Below are 20,312 nucleotides of genomic sequence, written 5' to 3'. Positions count from 1 at the left end.
GCCTTACGCCGCCATCGCGACCTTGCGCAGGCGGTCCAGCACGAAGTCGGCCAGCTCGTGCGGCGAGTACTTGGCGACGAAGGCATTGGCGCCCACGCGCTCGACCATCGCATTGTTGAATACGCCTGACAGCGAGGTGTGCAGCAGCACATACAGGCCGGCCAGGCCCGGATGGCGCCGGATTTCCGTCGTCAGCGTATAGCCGTCCATGGCCGGCATCTCGATGTCCGAGATGACCATGGCGTAGCGTTCGGCAGGGTTCTCGCCCGAGGCATGGATCTGCAGCAGGTGGTCCAGCGCCTGCTTGCCGTCGGAGAGCAGGGTGGCACCCACGCCCAGCTGGTCGAGAACGCTGCGGATCTGCTGGCGGGCCACGCGCGAGTCATCCACCACCAGCACCTGCAGCTGCGGGCCGTCGGAGGGCATCGCCATCGCCGGGTCGAGCACTGCCTCGCCGCGCACCTGGGCAATGTCGGCCAGTACGCTTTCCACGTCGATCACCTGGATCAGCTCGCCCTGGAAGCGGGTCACGGCGGTCAGGTAGCTCGATTCGGCGCCCAGCTCCGGTGGCGGGTGGATGTCTTCCACCGCGATGTTGACGATGCGCTCCACACCGCTGACCAGGAAGCCCTGGATCGAGCGGTTGAACTCGGTCACGACCAGGTAGCCGGGCGAGGTGTCCGCCTCCGGCTCGCGCTCGGGATGGCCGATGGCCAGGCCGAGGTCCAGCACCGGCACCGAGCGGCCGCGCACGTCGGCCACGCCGGAGAACTGGCTGGGCAGCCCGGGCACCTGGAACAGCTCCGGGCGCCGCAGGACTTCCTGCACCTTGAAGACATTGACGCCAAAAAGCTGACGTCCGCCGAGACGGAACAGCAGCAGCGCCAGTCGGTTGTGGCCGGCCAGACGGGTTCGCTGGTCGATCCGGTTGAGCAGGTCATGGGACATGGCTGCTGTATCGGCGCCGCAGTGGCGGAACTTGAGGGCGCTCTGCCGCCCACGTGGTCCGCACCGCAATTGTGGCGCTGCGCCATGCTCGACCGAGGGCCTTGTAGCGTCGAGCCATGCTCGACTGGCTGTTGGGCGCAAAGCAGTCGAGCATGGCTCGACGCTACAAAAGGCAGCGCGGCCCCTCTGGCACGCCCCTTGCACGCAGCTGGGCCAGGTCCCAACGACAGGAGGCGCCATGCGCCGGGTCACATCTCTATTGGCCATCGCGCTTGCCCTGGCCTCGCCGTGGGCGGTGGCCTCCGACTGGCAGCCCGTGGCCAGCATCCGCGCCGCGGCGCTGACGACCTTGCCGACGGGTAGCGAGGGTGAGGCCCAGGTGGCCGATGCGCTGCGCCTGCCGAAGTGCGGCGGCGCACTGCAGGTGCAGCCCACCGCCAACACCACCGTGGAGGTCAGTTGCCCCGATGCGGGCGGCTGGCGGCTGTTCGTGCCGGTGAAAGTGCGGCGCAACCAGACCGTGCTGGTGCTCAATCGTGGAATCGGCACTGGAGAAACCCTCACTGCCGCCGATATCACCACTGCCCAGCGTGACGCTGCCCGGATTGCCGGTGCGGTGCTGGCCGATCCCAACGCGGCGATCGGTCGCATCGCCCGCCGTCCATTGCAGGCCGGGGCGTTGCTGTCGAACAACGATCTGGTGGTGCAGCGTCTCATCAAGCGAGGAGACAATGTGGCCCTGGTATCGCGTCGCGGCTCGGTCGAGGTCCGCATTGCCGGTCGCGCGATGGGCGATGCCGGTGAGAATGAACGGGTCTCGGTGGAGAACCTGTCCTCGCGGCGGATCGTGCAGGGCACGGTCGATGCCGCAGGTGACGTAATCGTGGCGCGTTGATTTACCGCAAAATATCCCTAAAGATCGCGGCCCTGAGGCCGTTATCCCTTGTGAACGGCAACTCCAGGACACCCCATGAGCCAGAAAATCGACGGCAACCTGCAGGTCCCCCAGGCACTGCGCAGCGTGACGACCCCGGCCAGCAAGCCCGGCGTCAGCAGCGATGCGCCGGCGCGCCCGGTCGAGGCAGCCGACAGCCTGCGCCTGACCGGTGAGGCCACCAATCTGCAGGCCATCGAGCGTGAGCTGACCACCGCCCCGGCGATCGACGCCCAGCGCGTGGCCGCCGTGCGCGAGTCGCTGCAGAACGGCACCTACAAGATCAATCCGGACGCGATCGCATCGCGCATGCTCGATCTGGACCAGCAGCTGCAGGGATGACCGCAGCGATGAGCGAGCCGCTGCAGCGTCTCGCCCAGGCCCTGGACGTTGAACGCCAGGCCCTGGTCGAGCACGACGTGCACGCCCTGATCCGTGCCACCGGCGCCAAGCTGGAGGCGCTGCGGGCGCTGGAAGGCGCACCGCCGGTCGGCGAGGGCGAACAGCTGCAGGAACTGGCCGAGCGCAACCGCGCCAACGGCGTGCTGCTTTCGCGGCGCCGGCGCGAGGTCAACTGGGCACTGCGCCAGTTGGGCCGTACCGAAGACGCCTCGGCCTATGACGCCAAGGGCCAGTCACACACCGTCACTGCCCGCCGCCCACTCGCCGTCGCCTGACGCGACGGCGGTCGCACTACCCACCCCCGCGGGCTGAAGCCCGCTGCGTGACCGCGTATATTGGGCGCCTGTTCGAATGCCCCGAGTCGCCGTGTCCGCTGCCAACGCCCTGGTTACCGCCCCCCTTCCGCCTCAGCCGGTGCTGCAGGCCCTGCTTGAGCGCCTGCGCGAAGGGCTGCTGCTGTTCACTGAAGACGGGCAGGTGGCGCTGGCCAATCCGGCCGCGCAGAACCTGCTGGCCAGTGGCGAGGATGGCGCATTGCCGCCACCGCAGCGCCTGCGCGAACTGCTGCCCCCCGATGCGCTGGAACAGGCGCGGCAGCATGGCCACTGGAACGGCAGCCTGCCGCTGGGCGAGGGCGTGGTCATTGCCCACCTGTACCACCACGGTCCGGTGGGCCAGGGGCACTTCCTGGCGTTGTTCCGCCATATCGAAGGACAGGAAGACTACGAGCGCGAGCTGCAGCAGCGCCACGCCGAGCTGCGCCAGGCCTACCTGCGCCTCAACGGTACCCAGGAGAAGCTGCTGCAGTCGGAAAAGATGGCCTCGATCGGCCAGCTTGCGGCGGGTGTCGCGCACGAGATCAACAACCCGATCGGCTACGTGCACTCCAACCTGGGCAGCCTGCAGGAATACCTGCGCAGCCTTTTCACCGTGATTGAGGCGTACGAGCGCGCCCTGCGCGCGCCGGACCCGAAGGCGTTGATTCCGGAAATCGACGATATACGTGACCGCCTGGACATCGATTTCATCAGCCGCGACCTGCCGCAGCTGATGGCCGAATCGCGCGAGGGCATCGAGCGGGTCACCCGCATCGTGCGTGACCTGAAGGACTTCTCATATTCCGGCCGCGACGAATCGTGGAAGCTGGTCGACCTGCACGCAGGCCTGGAATCGACCATCAACATCATCTGGAACGAGCTCAAGTACAAGGTCACCCTGCACCGCGAGTTCGGCCAGCTGCCGCTGGTGGAGTGCCTGCCGTCGGAGTTGAACCAGGTCTACATGAACCTGCTGCTCAATGCCGGCCACGCCATTGCCGAGCGCGGCACGATCACTGTGCGTACCGGTGTCGATGGTGACCAGGTGTGGGTCGAGTTCGAAGACACCGGCGGCGGCATCTCGCCGGAACTGCGCCAGCGCATCTTCGATCCGTTCTTCACCACCAAGCCCGTTGGCAGCGGCACCGGCCTGGGCCTGTCGATCTCCTACAGCATCATCAACAAGCACCATGGCCGCATCGATCTGGACAGTACTCCAGGCGTCGGTTCGCGCTTCCGCGTGGTACTGCCGGTGAAGCAGCCGCGCTAAGGCGATTCTGTAGAGTCGAGCATGGCTCGACTCTACATGGCCGGTTACCGCAACGGGCGGTCCTCGCCACCATCTCCGCTTTCCACCGGCGCCGGCCCCGCATTGCTGCGGCGCTGTTCCTCGTAGGTGCGGAAGGCCTGGTGGATGTGCTTGCGCAGCTCATCGTCGTTCCAGGGCTTGGTCAGGAAGCGGTAGATCGCACCACGGTTGATCGCGTCGGTCACCGTGTTCAGATCGGTGTAGCCGGACAGCACCAGGCGGATCGTATCGGGGTAGAGCATCTTCACCCGGCCCAGGAACTCGGTGCCGCTCATGTCGCTCATGCGCTGGTCGGACAGGATCACCTGCACATCGTTGATCGCCAGCAGGTCGAACGCATCGCGCACGTTGCCGGCCGCCAGGATGCGGTAGCCATCACGGCGGAACAGGCGCACCAGCGAGCGCAGCACGTTCTCCTCGTCGTCCAGCAGCAGCAAAGTACGGTCCGGGCGGGTTTCGGCGAACGCCTCCGGACGCAGGTAGCGGCGGCGCAGGGTCATGCCGGCGGCATCGGCTGACATCGGCTCGCCGAACAAGTAACCCTGGAACACGTCACAGTCGTTGCGCCTCAGGAAGCCCAGCTGGGCCTGCGATTCCACGCCGTTGGCAATCACGGTCATGCCCAGCTGGTGGCCCATGGCAATGATCGCGCGGGCGATGGCGGCCTCGCGGTTGCCGGCGGGCGCGCTCTTGATGAAGCTGCGGTCGATTTTCAGCTTGTCCACCGGATAGCGTACCAGCGCGCTCAGGCTGGAATCGCCGGTGCCGAAGTTGTCCAGGCTGAGGCTGATGCCTTCGTTGCGCAGGTTGGCCAGCGTCTCGTGCACGAAGTTGACGTTGTTGGTCAGCGCGCTCTCGTTGATCTCCAGCGTCAGCATCTGCGCCGGCACGCCTGCCGCCTGGATCAGGCCCATCACTTCGGCGAAGAAATTGGGCCGCAGCAGCTGCAGGGTCGACACGTTCACGGCGATGGTGAAGTCGTCGAAGCCCTGGTCGCGCCACAGGCGGGCCTGCTTCAGTGCGCCTTCCAGCACCCAGGTGCCGATCTGCACGATGATGCCCAGGCGCTCGGCGGTGCGCATGAAGCGCTCCGGCACCAGCATGCCCAGGGTAGGGGACTGCCATCGCAGCAGCGCTTCCATGCCCACCACGTGGCCATCGCGGGCACTGACCAGCGGCTGGTAGCGCAGCTTCAGCTCGCCATTGGGAATGGCATCCACGATCTGGCGCGCGATGATGCTCTCGCTGTGCGCACTGGGCGGGGTGTCCACCGCATGGATGCGCACTGCGTTGCCTCCCTCGCGGGCCGCCTGGTACAGCGCATCTTCGGCGTGATCGAGCAGGCGCGACGTGCTGCTGGCATGCTCCGGGCACAGGCTCACGCCCAGCTTTCCGGTCATGAACAGCGTGTACGGCAGCACCGACAGCGGCAGCTCCATCTGCTGGCGGATTTCCTCGGCGAAGTCCTCCGGCAGCGGCACGTCGGCGGCGCGCGGCACCGCGATCAGGAACTCGTCACTGCCGTGGCGCCACAGCTTGCCTCGCCCGCGCAGGTAGGACTGCAGCCGCTGCGCCACCAGCACCAGCGCCTGGTCGCCCACCTCGGCGCTCATGTTTTCGTTGACCGAAGCGAAGTGGTCGATGTCCACGTGCATCAGCATCAGCGCGGTGCCACCGGAGGCCGCCTCGGCGACCATCGCCTGCAGCTCGGGGTTGCCGGCACCGAGGCGGTCGGGTGCATCGTCGATGCTGACCGGGGGCTGGTTGGGATTCCACATAGGCTCAGTATTCCGGTGAATCGACGGCAGCCATGCTGGCCGCCTGGTAGGGGAGGTGGACGTCGATCAGGGTGCCCTCGCCATGTGCGGACTCGATCCGCACATGGCCGCCGACACTCTGCGCGCGCTCGCGCATCACGATCAGGCCCAGGCCGCGCGGACCGTCCGGGTCGAAACCCTCGCCGTCGTCGCGGATCTGCAGGTGCAGGCCGCGTTTGCCGACGTCGCGCAGCTGCAGTTGTACCTGGCTGGCGCGCGCGTGCCGCAGCACATTGGTCAGGCTCTCCTGCGCGATGCGGAAGCAGGCCTGTTCGATGCTGTTGTCAGGGCGGTGCGGCAGGGGCTCGATTTCGGCCAGCAGCTCCACCGGCGAAGAACGGAACAGCACCCGTGCCTGCCAGCTGAGGGCCGCTTCCAGGCCCAGCGCGTCCAGCTGCGGCGGGCGCAGCAGGGTGGAGATGTCGCGCAGCTTTGCCACCGTGGTATCGGCCAGGCTGACGATCTGTGCCAGGTCCTCGCTGCGGCGCTGTGGATCGTGCTCGTCCTGCGCCGCATGGGCGGACAGCTTGATCGCAGTGATCGCCTGGCCGATGTCGTCATGCAGGTCGCGCGAGATCGCGCGGCGCTCGTCCTCCTGCAGCGAGAACAACCGGCCGGCCATCGCCTGCAATTCGCGGTTGCTGGTTTCCAGCGCACTGCGCGTCCGTTCGGAATCGCTCAGGTCACGCACGATCAGCAGCTTGCAGTCGCGGCCACCGTAGCGCACCTCGCCCACCGCCAGACCGGCATGGAAGCTGCGTCCGTCCGCGCGCTGCATGGCCACCACACTGCTGTGGCCGGGGCCCAGGTGTGGCTGCCCGGCGCGCAGCTGGCTGCGGACGCGGGCCAGGTCACCGGCAGCGACCAGTGCCGACAGCGGCTCACCGAGCAGGGTGTGGCTGCCATAGCCGAACAGACTGGCCGCCCAGGCGTTGGTGTACAGAACGTGCTCGTCGGAGAGGATCACCACGCCATCGGGCAGCACCCGCACCAGCTCGCGGAACTGTTCTTCGCGCTCGCGCAGCAGGCGTCGCGATTGCTCCCGCTCGGTCACGTCCTGCAGGGTACCCAGTACGCGGCTGCGGCCGGACTCATCGACACCACTGGCGGCACGCAGGTGCACCATCAGGGCGCGGCCGTCCATCGACAGCAGGGGCAGCAGTACGTCCACCTGCACCGGATCACCCGAGCAGAGGTCGGCCAGCAGTTGCTCGGTCTGCGTGGCGGTGGCGGGGTCGGCGGGCACCAGCAGCTCGTCGAAGCGGTGCCAGCGGCGGGCTTCCGGAGGCCGGCGGCCAAGCAGGCGGTAGACCTGGTTGGAATAGCGGCCCATGCCGGTGGATGGATCCAGTTCCCAGGCGCCGATGCGCGCCAGCTCGTGGGCTTCCTCGACCCGGGCCAGCGCCTGGTCGCGGCGCAGCTGGGCCAGATCTTCCGCGGTGCGGTCGATGGCGATCAGCAACCGGGCATTGTGACCGTCATAGCTGATGGCGTTGGAGCGCAGTTCCATCTGCCGCAGCGAGCCGTCGCGCAGCTGCAGCTGGGTCCGCAGGATGCACAGCTCCTCGGGTGCCTCGCGGATCGCCTCCAGCTTGGTCTGCAGCGCCTGGTCCTGGCCGGGTGGCCACAGCGCGTCGATGGTCTGCTCCAGCAGTTCATCGCGCTCCCAGCCGAATGCGCTGCACGCCGCCGGATTCGCGTCGAGGATCGCCAGCGTGTCCAGGTCGTAGACCAGGATCGGGCCAGGGTTGCCCTCGAACATCTGCCGCAGGCGCAGCTCCGACGCCTGCTGGCGCGCATGGGTGTGCAGCACATGCTCAGCCAGCGGCCGCAGCAGCAGGTACAGCAGGCCGGCACTGGCCAGTGCGAAGAACGAGCCCTTCACGCTCTGCCACATCGCCGCCTGCTGCGGATCCGGCACCAGCGCCTGCACGGCACTGTCGGAGGCGATCATCCAGGCCAATGCCATCACCAGGTAGCTCAGCACCACCCGCCGCCGGTCGCGGCTCAGCGCCTGCGCCATCCGCGGGTCGGGAACAGGGGCGATGCCGGTCGGTTCTGCAGGCATGGACGGGCTGGATGAAAGGGGCGCCGGCCATCTTACCGCGCGGGTGTGCCCTGACCACTCAATTATCCGCCGCAGGCGCCGTTAACCACTGCGTGCCCCGCTGACGGGCGTGTCATCCGGAGCAAGATCGCGTGGACCAAGGGATCATCGCCAGCCTGCTGCAGCACCCGCTTGCGTCGGCGCTGGTCATCGTCGACCGCACGGGCCGCCCGCTGGCGGCCAATCCGGCTGCGCGCGCGCATGGCCTGCCGGCCACCGTGGCCGCCTATGCGCCGATGCTGGAGGATCTGCGCCTGATGGCGGCTGATGGCGGCATCGTGGCCTGCACGCTGCCGGGTGGCCCGCACGGGCACTACGACGGCCACCTGCGCGCCGTGCATGATGGCGCCGGCAATCTGCTGGCCTTCACGCTGAGCATTCCCGAACCGGTGCCGCTCGGCGGCGGTGGGCGCTGGGAGCTGGCGCTGGACAGTGCCGGCCACAGCCTGTGGGACTGGGACATTCCCAGCGACCGTGTGGTGCGGACTCCCGCACTGGGCGATGAAACCGCCACCGAGATACTGGCGCGCGTGCACAGCGAGGACATCGCCCAGGTACGGGGCGCACTGGACGAGCATCTGCGAGGGCTGAGCGAGCAGTACAGCGCACAGTTCCGTTTCCGCCAGGCCGATGGCCAGTGGCGCTGGGTGCTGGACCGGGGCCGCGTGGTCGCACGCACCGCCGATGGCCAGCCGTTGCGCATGGTCGGCACCCATACCGATATCGAACAGCAGAAGCAGCTGGAAGGGCTGCTTCAGGAACAGCAGCTGCACCTGAGCGAGGCCCAGCGCATCGCCAGCATGGGCAGCTGGTCGTTCGATCCCAACAGCGGTCACTTCTGGTGGTCGCCGGAGCTGCGTTCGCTGCTGGCGCTGGAGCAGGGCGCCGTGCCCGGCCAGCGCCGCTGGCTGAAGCAGCTGCACCCGCGTTCACGTGGTGCACTGCGTGCAGCCTGGCGACGGTTGTGGCGCGATGGCCGCGCCGCCAATCTCGAGCTGGAACTGACCCGCGGCCATGAACCGTCGCAGCACCTGCGGCTGTGGATGCAGCCGCTGCTGGACATGGACGGACAGCCCAAGCGGCTGCTCGGACAGGTGCAGAACATCACCGAGCAGCACCAGACCGATGCGCTGATCCGCTGGCGTACCGAACTGCTCAACCGCGTCTCTGCGCTGGGCCGCATCGGCGGCTGCGAGATCGAGGTGCAGGCCCGGCACATGCAGTGGACCGAGGAGTGCTATCGCATCCACGGCCTGCGCAAGGAACCCATCACCCTCGACCAGGCGCTGGCGTTGTACACCGAGGACTCACGCAACGCTTTCGAAGCGGCGTTGGGGCGCATCGCCGATGGTGGACTGCCCGAGCAGCTGGACCTGTGCTTCTACCGCCAGTCCGGCCTGCGGGTCTGGGTGCAGGTGCTGATCGAGCTGGACCGTCGTGATGGGCTGCCGCCGCGTTTCGTGGTGCTGTTCCGTGACATCACCCGCGAACGCGAGGCCAACGAGCGTATCGAGCTGCTGGCTCATTACGATCTGCTCACTGGCCTACCCAATCGCGTGCTGCTCGGCGAACAGACCGCCGAAGCCATCGAGGAAGCGCGCGACCGCGGGACATCGCTGGCGATGCTGTTCATCGATCTGGATGGTTTCAAGACCATCAACGACAGCTTCGGTCATGCCACCGGTGATGCGCTGCTGAAGGCGGCCGCCACCCGGCTGCACCAGAACCTGCGCAACAACGATCTGTTCGGCCGCTTCAGTGGCGATGAATTCATCGTGGTGCTGCGTGACCTGGCCGAACCGGAGGATGCGGGCCATGTGGCGCGCAAACTGATCGCTTCGTTGGCCGAGCCGCTGCGCCGGGGCGAAACCACCTTGAAGGTGGGCGCCAGCGTCGGCATCGCGATGCTGGGTGACGCGCAGACCGACTTCGATTCCCTGCTGCGTGCCGCCGATGCGGCGATGTACGCGGCCAAGGAAGCCGGCCGCAATACCTACCAGTATTACAGCCAGGACGCGCTGGCCCGCATCCAGCGCAAGCTGGAGCTCGAGCACGCCCTGCACGGCGCCATCGAGCGCGAAGAGTTCAGCCTGGCCTACCAGCCGCTGCTGCACGCCCATCACGGCGAGCCGCCGGCGATCGAGGCGCTGCTGCGCTGGCACCGGCCCGGGATCGGCTACTGCAGCCCGGCCGAGTTCATCCCCATCGCCGAGAAGTGCGGCGAGATCGTACGGATCGGCGACTGGGTACTGAACGAGGCCTGCCGCCAGGCCACCGCCTGGGACCGCGCCGGCCTGCGCTTCGACCGCATCGCCGTGAATGTCTCGGCGGTGCAGCTGCGTGACCGCGGCTTTGCCGAGCGCGTGATCGAGATCTGCCACGCCCATGGCTGGCCGCCGCAGCGGCTGGAGCTGGAACTGACCGAGTCGGCGTTGATCCGTGACACCGACATCCTGCGGCATTGCTTCGACGTGCTGGAACGTCACGGCGTGCCGCTGGCGGTGGATGACTTCGGGACCGGCTTCTCCAACCTCAACTACCTCAACCGCTTCCCGGTGGGGCGCCTCAAGATCGACCGCAGTTTCGTGCAGGGCATGCTGCACGATTCGGGCACGGCCGAAGTGACCCAGGCCATCGTGCACCTGGGCCACGCGCTGGGCATGAAGGTGGTGGCCGAGGGCGTGGAAACGCACCAGGAGGAAGACATGCTGCGCCGCCAGGGCTGCGACGAGATCCAGGGCTACCTCTACTCACGCCCGCTCAGCCCTCGCGATCTGGCGCAGTGGCTGCGCCAGCCACAGCCGGTTTCGCTGCGCACCGATGCTAGTGGGGAAGTGGTGCTGGTGCGCTGAAAGCGCGCTCTGGTAGGTGCCGACCGTTGGTCGGCACGAATGCCTGCGCGCGCGACCATCCACGCATAGCGTGGATCTACCGCAACCCGCTTTGGTGGGTGCCGACCTTGGTCGGCACGAATGCCTGCGCTCGCGATCATCCACGCATGGCGTGGATCTACCGCCTTGGGTCAACGAATCGCTGCGGGAACTCCGACCGCACCCGCGCCCGCACTGCCTCGACAACCTCGGCATAGCGCCGCAGCTGGATGCGATACCCCATATAGAACACCAGCAGCATGCCCAGCATCGGCCATGCCACCGGGCGCACCAGAATGATGGGCAGCACCAGCACGGTCAGGGCCAGCGCGAACCAGCTGCATCGCCCGACCACACGCACTTCGCGGCGTCGCTTGTCGACCAACAGCTGGCCGTGCATCAACGGAAAATAGCGGCCGCCATAGCCCGGTGCGAAGCTCTCACGGAACGCCACGCTGCGGTCGGGCAGTACACGGAACACAAAGCTCAGCCACTTGTCGGTAGGAAGGTCGTGCTCCAGCCCGATCAGTGACAGTTGGGTCAGTTCAGCCGGAGAGGCGGCGATGCGCTGGTTGAACAGGACGATGCCGGTTCGGAAGAAGAACGGTGCCCAGAACAACAGAAGCAGCAGCTCCAACAGCATCAATGCGATCAGGGCGATGGCCATCGGTCTTCCATGAGCGGGACCCGCGCATCATGCCACAGAGATTCAGCCCATCTGGTAGATCCACGCCATGCGTGGATGATGTGGCAGCGCGTGTTCCCGGACGCCATCCACGCATGGCGTGGATCTACCTCAGGGCTTCGCCATCCAGCCCCAGGTCCCACGCCAGCCCCAGCAGTTCCTCGTCCGCGCGGGACGGCGCCGGACGTGCATCGGCCAGCTGCTGCAGTTCGCGGATCTCTTCGCGGGCGACCTCTTCCAGCTGTTGCAGCTGCTCACGCACGCTCGCGTTGCGCGGGCGCTCGGTGTCGGTGAGGGAGGGCAGGGCACGGATCAGGGTCATGGTGCGCGTACAGGATGCATCCAACGGCAGGGTACAGGCAAAGGCCCCGGGATGACCGGGGCCTTGCGGGCTGCCGGCAACGGCAGCGGACATCAGGATCAGAACAGCTCGACGGTGCCGGCGCCCATGCTCTGCTGGGCAACCGGCTTGTGCGGCGGGCGTTCCCACTCGCTGCGCAGTTCGCGCAGGCGGCTGCCGGTGCGCTGCAGGGCGGTGGCGATCTCTTCGTCGAACACGCCGCCATTGCGGTGCAGCAGCTCCTGCAGGGCCACCGCTTCACGGTTGATCGCGGTCAGGCGGTCCAGGTGGGTGTGCACGCCGCCCAGGGCCTGGGTGGCGATGTCTTCGAACTGCAGGGCGCGCACGGCTTCGGCCACGCTGCCATCGATCGAACGGGCGCACTCGGAGACTTCGCGCATCCCGTCGCCCAGCGAAGCATTGATCTGCGCGACGTTGTCGAGCATCGCCGCGGCTTCCAGGCGCGCTTCGCGGGAGCGATCCATGTCACGCGACGCCATGTGCGAGACCGTCTCGCGCACCTTGGCGATGGCGTCCTTGGAGCTGTGCGCCAGCTTGCGGATCTGCTCGTTGAACGTGGTCGAGCGCTCGGACAGGTTGCGCACTTCGTCGGCGACCACCGCGAAGCCACGACCGGCTTCACCGGCACGCGCCGCTTCAATGGCAGCATTCAGCGCCAGCAGGTTGGTCTGGTCGGCGATCGACTTGACGTCTTCCAGCAGCGCGAAGATGCCATCCAGGTGCTGCGCCATCTGGTCGATGTGCTGCACGGTGGTGCTGCTCTGGCCGCTGACCTGTTCCAGCGCTTCCACCAGCTGTTCCATGCGGTGGCTGGCGTGCTGGGCGAAACGGGCAACGTCGAGGCCGGCATTGCCTTCATCACCAGCGCGGTCGACGATGCGCGACAGGGCCTGGCTCTGCTGGCGCGACTTGCGGTTCATCGCATCGAAGCTGCCACCGAGGCTGGAGACGGCCTGGCGGATCAGGTCACGGGCGCGTTCCACTTCGCCGCGCGAACCGTCGATCTCGTTGCCGACGAAGTTGCGCAGTTCGGTCAGCAGCTGGTCCTGCTCACGCAGGACACGGGCATGTTCCGGGGAACGGTGCGCCTGGGCGCGGGTGGTCCACCACGCAAAGCCGAGCCAGCTCAGCGTCATCGTGGTCAGGATCGCCCAGCGCAGGGCGGCCGGCCATTCGAAACCGATGGCGATGGGGAGCAGCAGGGTCAGAGCCAGGGGGGCGGCCAGACGGATGAAAATGCGTGAGTACATGGACGTTCTCGGGAGGTGCACGGAGGATGTATCGGCCGTACCCCCTTTCTCTTTAACGTCGATGTGCCTTGAAGTGCATTCTGAATGCGCCGGTTTTCCGGCGCCCCGGCGACTTCAGGGTCAGAGCCCTTTCCGTGCCGGAAAGGGATCCGACCCCTGGGTAGGCAGCGGCGGGGTCGGATCCCTTTTCATGGAAAAGGGCTCTGACCCCATGGGCTCACGCCAGCTGGCGGTCCACGGCCTCGATCATCGCCCTGCGGCTGAACAGGAAGTCCCAGTAGCTGCCGCCCAGCTGGCGCCACAGCACCGCCGAGCGCACCGCCGCCAGCAGCAGGGCGCGGATCTCGGCGACCACGCCGGCCTGGCCCAGGTAGTGCGGGTTGCCCTGCACCATCACCCGCGGCTTGAGGTGGCTGATGGTGTCCGCGTACAGGCCACCCAGGTTGGCCAGCACATCCGGATGGCCGCTGTCGCCCAGCTCGGTGGCCTGGCGCTGGGCGCGCTCGATGCCCGAGGCGACCTTGTTCACGGTGGCGCCGTCCTGCACGAAGCGGCGCTCCAGTTGCAGTACCGACAGGGCCAGCTTGGGCAGGATCGGGTCCTGGCCCTGGCTGCGGAAGTAGTTGTGCAGCAGGCGCAACCCGGCCTTCAGTGCATGACGGTCACCGAACACCTCCTGCGGCGAGGACGCATCGACACGGAACACGCTGTCCACGGCGGTGCGCACGGCGGCGGCGTCGGAATGGCCGGTATCGGCGATGCGGCGTACCTGCTGCAGGGCCTGGGCAATGCCGGCCAGGGCCAGGACGCGGTCGTCGACAGTGAAACTCATGCAGCGATTACCTCAAAAGGGGAAGGGGTGGTGCGCAGGCGCTGTTCCAGCGGCGCATCGGTGGCGGCGATCACCGCGCCACCCAGGCACACATCACCGTCATACAGCACCAGCGATTGACCGGGGGTAACGGCGCGTTGCGGGCGCGCGAAGGTGACCAGCACGCTGCCATCGTCCAGCACCTCGACCGTACACGGCTCGTCGGGCTGGCGGTAGCGGGTCTGGGCGGTGCATTCGAAGCGCCGCGCCGGCGGCGAGCCGGCAATCCAGTGCGCGCGTTCCGAACGCAGTCGCCCGGACAGCATCCACGGGCTGTCGCGGTCCTGGTCCACGTACAGCACGTTGCTGGCCACATCCTTGCCGACCACATACCACGGTGCGGCCGGGCGGCCGCGCACGCCGCCGATGTTCAGACCTTCGCGCTGGCCAAGGGTGAAATAGAACACGCCCGGATGTTCGGCGATGACGCTGCCGTCGGCCGGGTCGAGGATCTGGCCGGGCTTGGCCGGCAAATAGCGGCCGAGGAACTCGCGGAAGTCGCGCTCACCGATGAAGCAGATGCCGGTGGAATCCTTCTTGGCGTGGGTCGGCAGGCCAACGTCGCGCGCGATCCGGCGCAGGTCGCTCTTTTCCAGGTCGCCGATCGGGAACAGGGTGGCCGCCAGCTGCTCCTGGCCCAGCTGGTGCAGGAAGTAGCTCTGGTCCTTGGAACGGTCGGCGCCACGCAGCAGCAGCCACTGGTGGCCGCGCTGGGCGACGCGCGCGTAGTGGCCGGTGGCGATGCGCTCGGCGCCCAGCTCGCGGGCGGCATCCAGGAAATGCTTGAACTTCACCTCGCGGTTGCACAGCACGTCCGGGTTCGGCGTACGGCCGGCCGCGTACTCGGCCAGGAAGTGTTCGAACACGCCCTGCCAGTACTCGCTGGAGAAATCTCGGAAGTGGAAGGGAATGCCGAGCAGGCCGCATACCGCCACCGCATCGCGACGGTCGTCCTCGGCGCGGCAGTCGCCGCTGCCATCGTCGGCCCAGTTCTGCATGAACAGGCCAGCCACGGCCTCGCCCTGCTGAACCAGGCGCCAGGCGGCGACCGAGGAATCGACGCCACCGGAAACGCCCACCATCACGCGCGGAGTGCTCATGCGACCTCCCGGACCAGGGAGAGCGGATGGCGCTGGCCACCCAGGTAATCCGCTACTACCTGCCATACCAGCGGGCTGCGCTGGCGCTCGCCTGCGGCCTGCAGTTCTGCCGGGGTCAGCCACAGCGCGCGGTCGATGCCGGTGTCCAGCGGCTGCGCCGGGTCGTGCGAGACCGGGCGCGCCGCATAGCAGAAGCGCAGGAAGGTCGTGCCGTCGCCGGCAGTCCACTGGTAGCAGCCGATGAAATGGGTCAGCTGCACCGTCCAGCCGGTTTCCTCGCGGGTCTCGCGCAGGGCTGCCTCGGCCAGGCTTTCGCCGGGCTCGAGGTGGCCGGCCGGCTGGTTGAGCACCTGCCGGCCGTCAATGGTCTCTTCAACCAGCAGCACGCGGCCGCCGTCGACCACCACGGTGGCGACGGTGGCGTGCGGTGCCCAGCGCGGGTCCGGCGTGGCGTTCAACTCAGAACTCGTCCTTCTTGGTCAGTTCCAGCTCCATGGCGTCGGCGGTGCGGATGGCCGCATCGATGGCGTCGCTGAGCTGGTCGGCCGTGGCATCGGCGCCGATCTTCACCACGAACATGGCGGTGGTGTCCTGCTTTACCCAGCCGCCCATCTTGGCGTCCTGCGAATCTTCCAGCAGGCGGTTGGCCACGGCCACCGGGAACTGCTTGGTCTTGGCGCTGTAAGCCGGCGACCAGATCTCGCGGATATTATGGGTGCCGAAATCTTCCACCGCCGAGCGTACGTAGACCATCTGGGTGCGGTCACCCTCGACGTCGAAGACCATGCGGTAGTCGCCGTCCTCGTCGACTTCATAGGTGTAGCCCAGCTTGTCCAGGTGGCGGGCCACGGCCTTGTCGGCGTCTGCGGCAGCGGCGGAGCCGGATGCAGCCAGGGCGATCAGCAGGGTGGAGAGAAGCGTCCTTTTCATGAAGATCCTGTGAAACATTACTGAGAGAGGGTGCAATTGTGACGGCGGGCGTGCGTGCCGTCCAATGTGCGGCAGGCCGACGCAGGCTCGCCCGAGCCTCTATAATGGGCAGATGCCTCATGAGTCTTCCCCTGATTCCCAGCACGAGCACGGCGTTGCCGTAGAGCCCGCGCGCCCGGAAGTGGCGCCGCCGCCGTTCTACCAGGTGATGCTGCTCAACGACGACTACACCCCGATGGATTTCGTGGTGGACGTCCTGCAGCAGTTCTTCAGCATGGACCTGGACAAGGCCACGCAGGTGATGCTGCACGTTCATACCCGCGGCCGCGGCGTGTGCGGGGTGTTCACCCGTGAGGTGGCCGAGACCAAGGTTGCCCAGGTCAACGAGTACTCGCGGATGAACCAGCACCCGCTGCTCTGCACGATGGAAAAGGCCTGACCGGCTGCCGGTTCTCGTCCGGGTAGACCGATCGTCAAGGCGTGCCGACGCCTGACGCATCGTGCCCACCAAGGTGGGCACCTACCAGGGCAGGAGCCTGTAGAGCCGAGCCCGCGCTCGGCTGCTGTTCACCCAGGCATCCAGATCTCTGCCAACGGCAGCCGAGCGCAGGCTCGGCTCTACAGCTGGGTCACGCTTCCGCGAGTGCCTCCAACGCCATTTGCGCCACCGTCTCATCGATGTCGGCGGGGTCGCCGTCATCCCGGAACCAGACCGCCGACAATCCCGTGCTGGCTGCGATCCAGCGCAGCAGGCGCGTGCGTTCCAGCCCAGCCAGCGCACTGACCTGTTGCAGCCGGGCGGCAAAGCGCTCCGATCGCGTCGCGACATGGATGCCGGGACCGCACAGGTCCGGGTTGCTGAACAGCGTGGTGTAGTCGAAGGCCCGGTCGCCCAGCAGTCGCTTCGGGTCGATCGCCAGCCAGCCGCGCGCGCCGAAATCCAGCACGTTGTCGTGGTGCAGGTCGCCATGCAGTGGCCTGATCTCCCGTTCGTCCTGCAGCAGCCCCTCCGCCAGTGATCTGCACTGTTCCAGCAGTGGCGGCAGCGCAGCCCTTGGCTGCAGCAGGTCGGCGAACCATGTACGCAGGCAGACCAGTTCCGCTGGCGTTGCGCTCCGTGGCCGGTGCAGCCGCTGCAGGACCTCGCACAGGATCGTCGTGCAGGCGTCGTCGTCGCCCTGGATCGAACGTTGCCGCAGCGAGTCGCCACCGGCACGCTCGATCAGGATTGCCGGCCCCTCGTGGGCCAGCAGTTGGGCAGCGCCGTCGCCAGCCCACCAGCGCAGCAGCCGATGGGCGTTCTGTTCCTCGGGTTCGTCGCTGACCTTCAGCATCGCCGGTTCGCCGGCGGCGGTCAGCACCGGCCAGAGGTGGGCGCGCGGCGTTTCGATGGCCTCGCCATCACGCCGCAATCGCCAGAGGCTCAGGTAGGGTTCGCTCATGCTGGGCGGGCTGTCCTGGAGTGAATGAAGATCAAGCGATGTGTACTGCTAACGCCATCTGAACGCAGCAATCCGCTAGGGTGATGGAAAACGCGTAGTCAGGCCGCATATTGTTCCCATCTGCCGCCGGAGTAATCCATGTTCAGCAAAGACCTCGAACACACCATCGGCCAGTGCTACAAGCGCGCCCGTGAGGCCCGGCATGAGTTCATGACGGTCGAACACCTGCTGTTGGCACTGCTCGACAACCCGTCCGCCCAGGCCGTACTGAAGGCCTGTGGTGCCGACGCCGAACGCCTGCGCCAGGAGCTGGAGCAGGCCATCGAGGCCTCCGTGTCCCGCCTGGCCGAGGATGACGGCCGCGATACCCAGCCGACGCTGGGCTTCCAGCGCGTGCTGCAGCGGGCCGTGTACCACGTGCAGTCCTCGGGCAAGAAGGAGGTCACCGGCGCTAACGTGCTGGTCGCCATCTTCGGCGAAAAGGACTCCCATGCCGTCTATTACCTCAACCAGCAGGATGTGACCCGGCTGGATGTGGTCAATTACCTTTCCCATGGCATCGCCAAGCTGGGCGAGGAGGGCGAGCAGCCGTCTTCGTCCTCGGAGGGCGAGAGCCGCATGGAAGGCGGGGAGGGCGAGCCCAAGGGAGATGCCCTGACCGAGTTCGCCAGCAACCTCAACGACCAGGCGCGGGCAGGTCGCATCGACCCGCTGGTCGGCCGTGCCGACGAGATCGAGCGGACCATCCAGGTCCTGTGCCGCCGTCGCAAGAACAACCCGCTGTACGTGGGTGAGGCGGGCGTGGGCAAGACGGCCATCGCCGAAGGCCTGGCCCGTCGCATCATCGAAGGCTCGGTGCCCGACGTGCTGGCCGACGCGGTGATCTACTCGCTCGACCTGGGCGCACTGGTAGCCGGTACCAAGTACCGTGGTGACTTCGAGAAGCGCCTGAAGAGCGTGCTGACGGCACTGAAGAAGGTGCCCAACGCGGTGCTGTTCATCGACGAGATCCACACCATCATCGGTGCCGGTTCGGCGTCGGGCGGCACCATGGATGCGTCCAACCTGATCAAGCCTGCGCTGGCGTCGGGCGAGCTGCGCTGCATCGGCTCGACCACCTTCCAGGAATATCGCGGCATCTTCGAGAAGGACCGGGCACTGGCCCGCCGCTTCCAGAAGATCGACATCGTCGAGCCGACCGTGGGCGAGACCTACGAGATCCTGCAGGGGCTGAAATCCAAGTACGAGCTGCATCACGGCGTGACCTACTCCGATGAGGCCCTGCAGGCCGCAGTGGATCTGTCGGTGAAGCACATCGGCGACCGCCTGCTGCCGGACAAGGCCATCGACGTGATCGACGAGGCCGGCGCCCGCCAGCGCCTGCTGCCCGAGGGGCAGCGCAAGGAGCTGATCGACGTCGAGGAGGTCGAGGCGATCGTGGCCAAGATGGCGCGCATCCCGGCCAAGCAGGTCAGCGCCACCGACAAGGATGTGCTGCAGCACCTGGAGCGCAACCTGAAGATGGTGATCTTCGGCCAGGATCCGGCCATCGAGACGCTGTCTTCGGCGATCAAGCTGGCCCGTTCAGGCCTGGGCAACCCGGAAAAGCCGATCGGCAACTTCCTGTTCGCCGGCCCGACCGGTGTCGGCAAGACCGAAGTGACCAAGCAGCTGGCGCTGCAGCTGGGCATCGAGCTGGTCCGCTTCGACATGTCCGAGTACATGGAGCCGCATTCGATCAGCCGGCTGATCGGCGCGCCTCCGGGCTACGTCGGCTTCGACCAGGGCGGCCTGCTGACCGAGAAGATCGTAAAGACGCCGCACTGCGTGCTGCTGCTGGATGAGATCGAGAAGGCGCATCCGGACATCTTCAACATCCTGTTGCAGGTGATGGACCGCGGCGTGCTGACCGATACCAACGGTCGTGAGGCCAACTTCAAGAACGTGGTGCTGGTGATGACCACCAATGCCGGCGCGGCGCAGGCCTCGCGGCGCTCGATCGGCTTCACCAAGCAGGACCATGCCACCGACGCGATGGAAACGATCCGCCGCAGCTTCACCCCGGAATTCCGCAACCGCCTCGACGCGGTGGTGCAGTTCCAGGCGCTGGGCTTCGAGCACATCCTGCGCGTGGTGGACAAGTTCCTGATCGAGCTGGAGATGCGCCTGCAGGAGAAGCACGTCAGCCTGTCGGCCACCCCGACTGCGCGCGATTGGCTGGCCCACCACGGATTCGACCCGCTGATGGGTGCCCGGCCCATGGCCCGCGTCATCCAGGACAAGGTCAAGCGCCCGCTGGCCGACGAACTGCTGTTCGGCAAGCTGGTGAACGGTGGCAAGGTCAGCATCGACGTGCGCGACGACGAGCTGGTGGTCGAAACCCAGGCCGAGCCGGAGCGCCTGTTGCCGGTGACGGTGGAGTAATTCCACGTCGGGCCGGTGCCCGATGTGGGCAGCGACAAGGGCGGCTTCGGCCGCCCTTGTTGCATGTACCAAAACTTAACGCCCCTGCTGTGCCAGCCGCCTGAAGGTTGCCGCGTCGATCGGCTCGATCCGGGTCACAGTGCAGTGGTTGCTGTCTGTCTTCAGCGTACTGCGGGCGTCACCGCAGATCCGTTCAGGGGTGCTGGGGGTGAAGAAGACGTAGCTGGCCGAGGCGGCAGCGCCCAGGCAGCGCTTCTGCAGATGCACCCGATAGTGGCTGTCACCGTCGCGCAGCAGCACCTCGCGTTCCGTGCTGGAAGGGCGGATATCGCGATTGGCGCCGAGAGCGATGCACTCGGATGCATTGGAGGGCTTTGTGGGTTCAGCGGCGAATGCCGCCAGGGGCAGGCTGGCCAGCAGAACTGCCGGCAGCAGGACGTGCGGGAGCAGGGCGTTCATGATCGGGCGGGGGGTGGCGATCCGGACTGGATCGGATCCCACGATGCCGCGGCGGCTGCAAGCGCGAATCTGCCGCAAGCAGGGCT

19 protein-coding genes are annotated in these 20,312 nt (G+C 67.1%); 7 read left to right on the top strand and 12 right to left on the bottom strand.

What is annotated here, in order from left to right; genetic code table 11:
• Positions 1-3 precede the first annotated feature (3 nt).
• Positions 4-948: a chemotaxis protein gene (locus ACZK0Z_RS12320; RefSeq protein ID WP_106549951.1), complete on the bottom strand. Its 945-nt coding sequence runs from the start codon at positions 946-948 to the stop codon at positions 4-6.
• A 238-nt stretch (positions 949-1,186) separates the two neighbouring features.
• Between ACZK0Z_RS12320 and flgA the strand changes: the two genes are divergently transcribed.
• The 4 genes from flgA to ACZK0Z_RS12300 all read left to right on the top strand — a co-directional run bounded on the left by flgA (position 1,187) and on the right by ACZK0Z_RS12300 (position 3,871).
• The gene (gene flgA, locus ACZK0Z_RS12315; protein ID WP_197619124.1) at positions 1,187-1,843 is read left to right on the top strand and encodes a flagellar basal body P-ring formation chaperone FlgA; all 657 of its coding nucleotides are present in this window, start codon (positions 1,187-1,189) and stop codon (positions 1,841-1,843) included.
• A gap of 75 nt (positions 1,844-1,918) precedes the next feature.
• Positions 1,919-2,224 carry a flagellar biosynthesis anti-sigma factor FlgM gene (flgM, locus tag ACZK0Z_RS12310; protein ID WP_049432154.1) on the top strand — a complete coding sequence of 102 codons (306 nt, stop codon included), beginning with the start codon at positions 1,919-1,921 and terminating at the stop codon, positions 2,222-2,224.
• Complete coding sequence (locus tag ACZK0Z_RS12305; RefSeq protein WP_006366325.1) at positions 2,221-2,559, top strand: flagellar protein FlgN; 339 nt, start codon at positions 2,221-2,223, stop codon at positions 2,557-2,559. The genes flgM and ACZK0Z_RS12305 overlap by 4 nt, the downstream gene beginning before the upstream one ends.
• A gap of 91 nt (positions 2,560-2,650) precedes the next feature.
• Positions 2,651-3,871 carry an ATP-binding protein gene (locus ACZK0Z_RS12300; RefSeq protein WP_049432157.1) on the top strand — a complete coding sequence of 407 codons (1,221 nt, stop codon included), beginning with the start codon at positions 2,651-2,653 and terminating at the stop codon, positions 3,869-3,871.
• A gap of 44 nt (positions 3,872-3,915) precedes the next feature.
• Here the strand turns inward: ACZK0Z_RS12300 and ACZK0Z_RS12295 are convergent, their stop codons facing one another.
• The gene (locus tag ACZK0Z_RS12295; RefSeq protein WP_049432160.1) at positions 3,916-5,688 is read right to left on the bottom strand and encodes an EAL domain-containing protein; all 1,773 of its coding nucleotides are present in this window, start codon (positions 5,686-5,688) and stop codon (positions 3,916-3,918) included.
• A 4-nt stretch (positions 5,689-5,692) separates the two neighbouring features.
• Entirely contained in the window at positions 5,693-7,795 is a 2,103-nt protein-coding gene (locus tag ACZK0Z_RS12290) for a sensor histidine kinase (RefSeq protein ID WP_197619126.1), read from the bottom strand.
• 131 nt (positions 7,796-7,926) lie between these two features.
• Here ACZK0Z_RS12290 and ACZK0Z_RS12285 point away from each other — a divergent pair, with 131 nt between their 5' ends.
• Positions 7,927-10,686 (top strand): bifunctional diguanylate cyclase/phosphodiesterase, encoded by a 2,760-nt coding sequence (locus ACZK0Z_RS12285; RefSeq protein WP_197633715.1) that lies wholly within the window; start codon positions 7,927-7,929, stop codon positions 10,684-10,686.
• Positions 10,687-10,843: 157 nt separating this feature from the next.
• Here ACZK0Z_RS12285 and ACZK0Z_RS12280 read toward each other — a convergent pair whose 3' ends face one another.
• From ACZK0Z_RS12280 to ACZK0Z_RS12250, 7 genes are all read right to left on the bottom strand, one after another.
• Entirely contained in the window at positions 10,844-11,371 is a 528-nt protein-coding gene (locus tag ACZK0Z_RS12280; RefSeq protein WP_049427832.1) for a hypothetical protein, read from the bottom strand.
• 124 nt (positions 11,372-11,495) lie between these two features.
• Positions 11,496-11,711 carry a hypothetical protein gene (locus ACZK0Z_RS12275; protein WP_049427834.1) on the bottom strand — a complete coding sequence of 72 codons (216 nt, stop codon included), beginning with the start codon at positions 11,709-11,711 and terminating at the stop codon, positions 11,496-11,498.
• A 98-nt stretch (positions 11,712-11,809) separates the two neighbouring features.
• Entirely contained in the window at positions 11,810-13,000 is a 1,191-nt protein-coding gene (locus ACZK0Z_RS12270) for a methyl-accepting chemotaxis protein (RefSeq protein WP_049427835.1), read from the bottom strand.
• Between the two features lie 217 nt (positions 13,001-13,217).
• Positions 13,218-13,832, bottom strand: coding sequence for a high frequency lysogenization protein HflD (gene hflD, locus ACZK0Z_RS12265; protein ID WP_125437020.1), 615 nt, complete (start codon positions 13,830-13,832; stop codon positions 13,218-13,220).
• On the bottom strand, positions 13,829-14,971 hold the full coding sequence (mnmA, locus tag ACZK0Z_RS12260) for a tRNA 2-thiouridine(34) synthase MnmA (RefSeq protein WP_197633714.1): 1,143 nt from the start codon (positions 14,969-14,971) through the stop codon (positions 13,829-13,831). Before mnmA ends, hflD begins: the two co-directional genes overlap by 4 nt.
• On the bottom strand, positions 14,968-15,429 hold the full coding sequence (locus ACZK0Z_RS12255) for an NUDIX hydrolase (RefSeq protein ID WP_049427056.1): 462 nt from the start codon (positions 15,427-15,429) through the stop codon (positions 14,968-14,970). The genes mnmA and ACZK0Z_RS12255 overlap by 4 nt, the downstream gene beginning before the upstream one ends.
• 1 nt (position 15,430) lies before the next feature.
• Positions 15,431-15,901, bottom strand: coding sequence for a hypothetical protein (locus tag ACZK0Z_RS12250; RefSeq protein WP_197633713.1), 471 nt, complete (start codon positions 15,899-15,901; stop codon positions 15,431-15,433).
• 112 nt (positions 15,902-16,013) lie between these two features.
• On the opposite strand from ACZK0Z_RS12250, the gene clpS reads away from it, so the two are divergent.
• Positions 16,014-16,340 carry an ATP-dependent Clp protease adapter ClpS gene (gene clpS, locus ACZK0Z_RS12245; RefSeq protein ID WP_005416477.1) on the top strand — a complete coding sequence of 109 codons (327 nt, stop codon included), beginning with the start codon at positions 16,014-16,016 and terminating at the stop codon, positions 16,338-16,340.
• Positions 16,341-16,530: 190 nt separating this feature from the next.
• On the opposite strand, the gene ACZK0Z_RS12240 is transcribed toward clpS, so the two are convergent.
• Positions 16,531-17,343: an APH(6) family putative aminoglycoside O-phosphotransferase gene (locus ACZK0Z_RS12240; protein WP_049432229.1), complete on the bottom strand. Its 813-nt coding sequence runs from the start codon at positions 17,341-17,343 to the stop codon at positions 16,531-16,533.
• Positions 17,344-17,481: 138 nt separating this feature from the next.
• Here ACZK0Z_RS12240 and clpA point away from each other — a divergent pair, with 138 nt between their 5' ends.
• Positions 17,482-19,767: an ATP-dependent Clp protease ATP-binding subunit ClpA gene (gene clpA, locus ACZK0Z_RS12235; protein ID WP_049432227.1), complete on the top strand. Its 2,286-nt coding sequence runs from the start codon at positions 17,482-17,484 to the stop codon at positions 19,765-19,767.
• Positions 19,768-19,842: 75 nt separating this feature from the next.
• Here the strand turns inward: clpA and ACZK0Z_RS12230 are convergent, their stop codons facing one another.
• A complete protein-coding gene (locus tag ACZK0Z_RS12230; protein WP_197619132.1) occupies positions 19,843-20,226 on the bottom strand; it encodes a hypothetical protein in 384 nt (127 codons plus the stop codon).
• Between the last annotated feature and the right edge of the window lie 86 nt (positions 20,227-20,312).

The organism is Stenotrophomonas sp. 116085_Sma, from assembly GCF_056479585.1.
The sequence above is the reverse complement of the archived record's forward strand: the minus strand, read 5'-3'. Positions and strand labels throughout refer to the sequence as shown.

Coding starts and splice junctions, on each gene's coding strand:
- ACZK0Z_RS12320 (WP_106549951.1), bottom strand. CDS start 948: ATGTCCCATGACCTGCTCAACCGGATCGACCAGCGAACCCGTCTGGCC.
- flgA (WP_197619124.1), top strand. CDS start 1,187: ATGCGCCGGGTCACATCTCTATTGGCCATCGCGCTTGCCCTGGCCTCG.
- flgM (WP_049432154.1), top strand. CDS start 1,919: ATGAGCCAGAAAATCGACGGCAACCTGCAGGTCCCCCAGGCACTGCGC.
- ACZK0Z_RS12305 (WP_006366325.1), top strand. CDS start 2,221: ATGACCGCAGCGATGAGCGAGCCGCTGCAGCGTCTCGCCCAGGCCCTG.
- ACZK0Z_RS12295 (WP_049432160.1), bottom strand. CDS start 5,688: ATGTGGAATCCCAACCAGCCCCCGGTCAGCATCGACGATGCACCCGAC.
- ACZK0Z_RS12290 (WP_197619126.1), bottom strand. CDS start 7,795: ATGCCTGCAGAACCGACCGGCATCGCCCCTGTTCCCGACCCGCGGATG.
- ACZK0Z_RS12280 (WP_049427832.1), bottom strand. CDS start 11,371: ATGGCCATCGCCCTGATCGCATTGATGCTGTTGGAGCTGCTGCTTCTG.
- ACZK0Z_RS12275 (WP_049427834.1), bottom strand. CDS start 11,711: ATGACCCTGATCCGTGCCCTGCCCTCCCTCACCGACACCGAGCGCCCG.
- ACZK0Z_RS12270 (WP_049427835.1), bottom strand. CDS start 13,000: ATGTACTCACGCATTTTCATCCGTCTGGCCGCCCCCCTGGCTCTGACC.
- hflD (WP_125437020.1), bottom strand. CDS start 13,832: ATGAGTTTCACTGTCGACGACCGCGTCCTGGCCCTGGCCGGCATTGCC.
- mnmA (WP_197633714.1), bottom strand. CDS start 14,971: ATGAGCACTCCGCGCGTGATGGTGGGCGTTTCCGGTGGCGTCGATTCC.
- ACZK0Z_RS12250 (WP_197633713.1), bottom strand. CDS start 15,901: ATGAAAAGGACGCTTCTCTCCACCCTGCTGATCGCCCTGGCTGCATCC.
- clpS (WP_005416477.1), top strand. CDS start 16,014: ATGCCTCATGAGTCTTCCCCTGATTCCCAGCACGAGCACGGCGTTGCC.
- ACZK0Z_RS12240 (WP_049432229.1), bottom strand. CDS start 17,343: ATGAGCGAACCCTACCTGAGCCTCTGGCGATTGCGGCGTGATGGCGAG.
- clpA (WP_049432227.1), top strand. CDS start 17,482: ATGTTCAGCAAAGACCTCGAACACACCATCGGCCAGTGCTACAAGCGC.
- ACZK0Z_RS12230 (WP_197619132.1), bottom strand. CDS start 20,226: ATGAACGCCCTGCTCCCGCACGTCCTGCTGCCGGCAGTTCTGCTGGCC.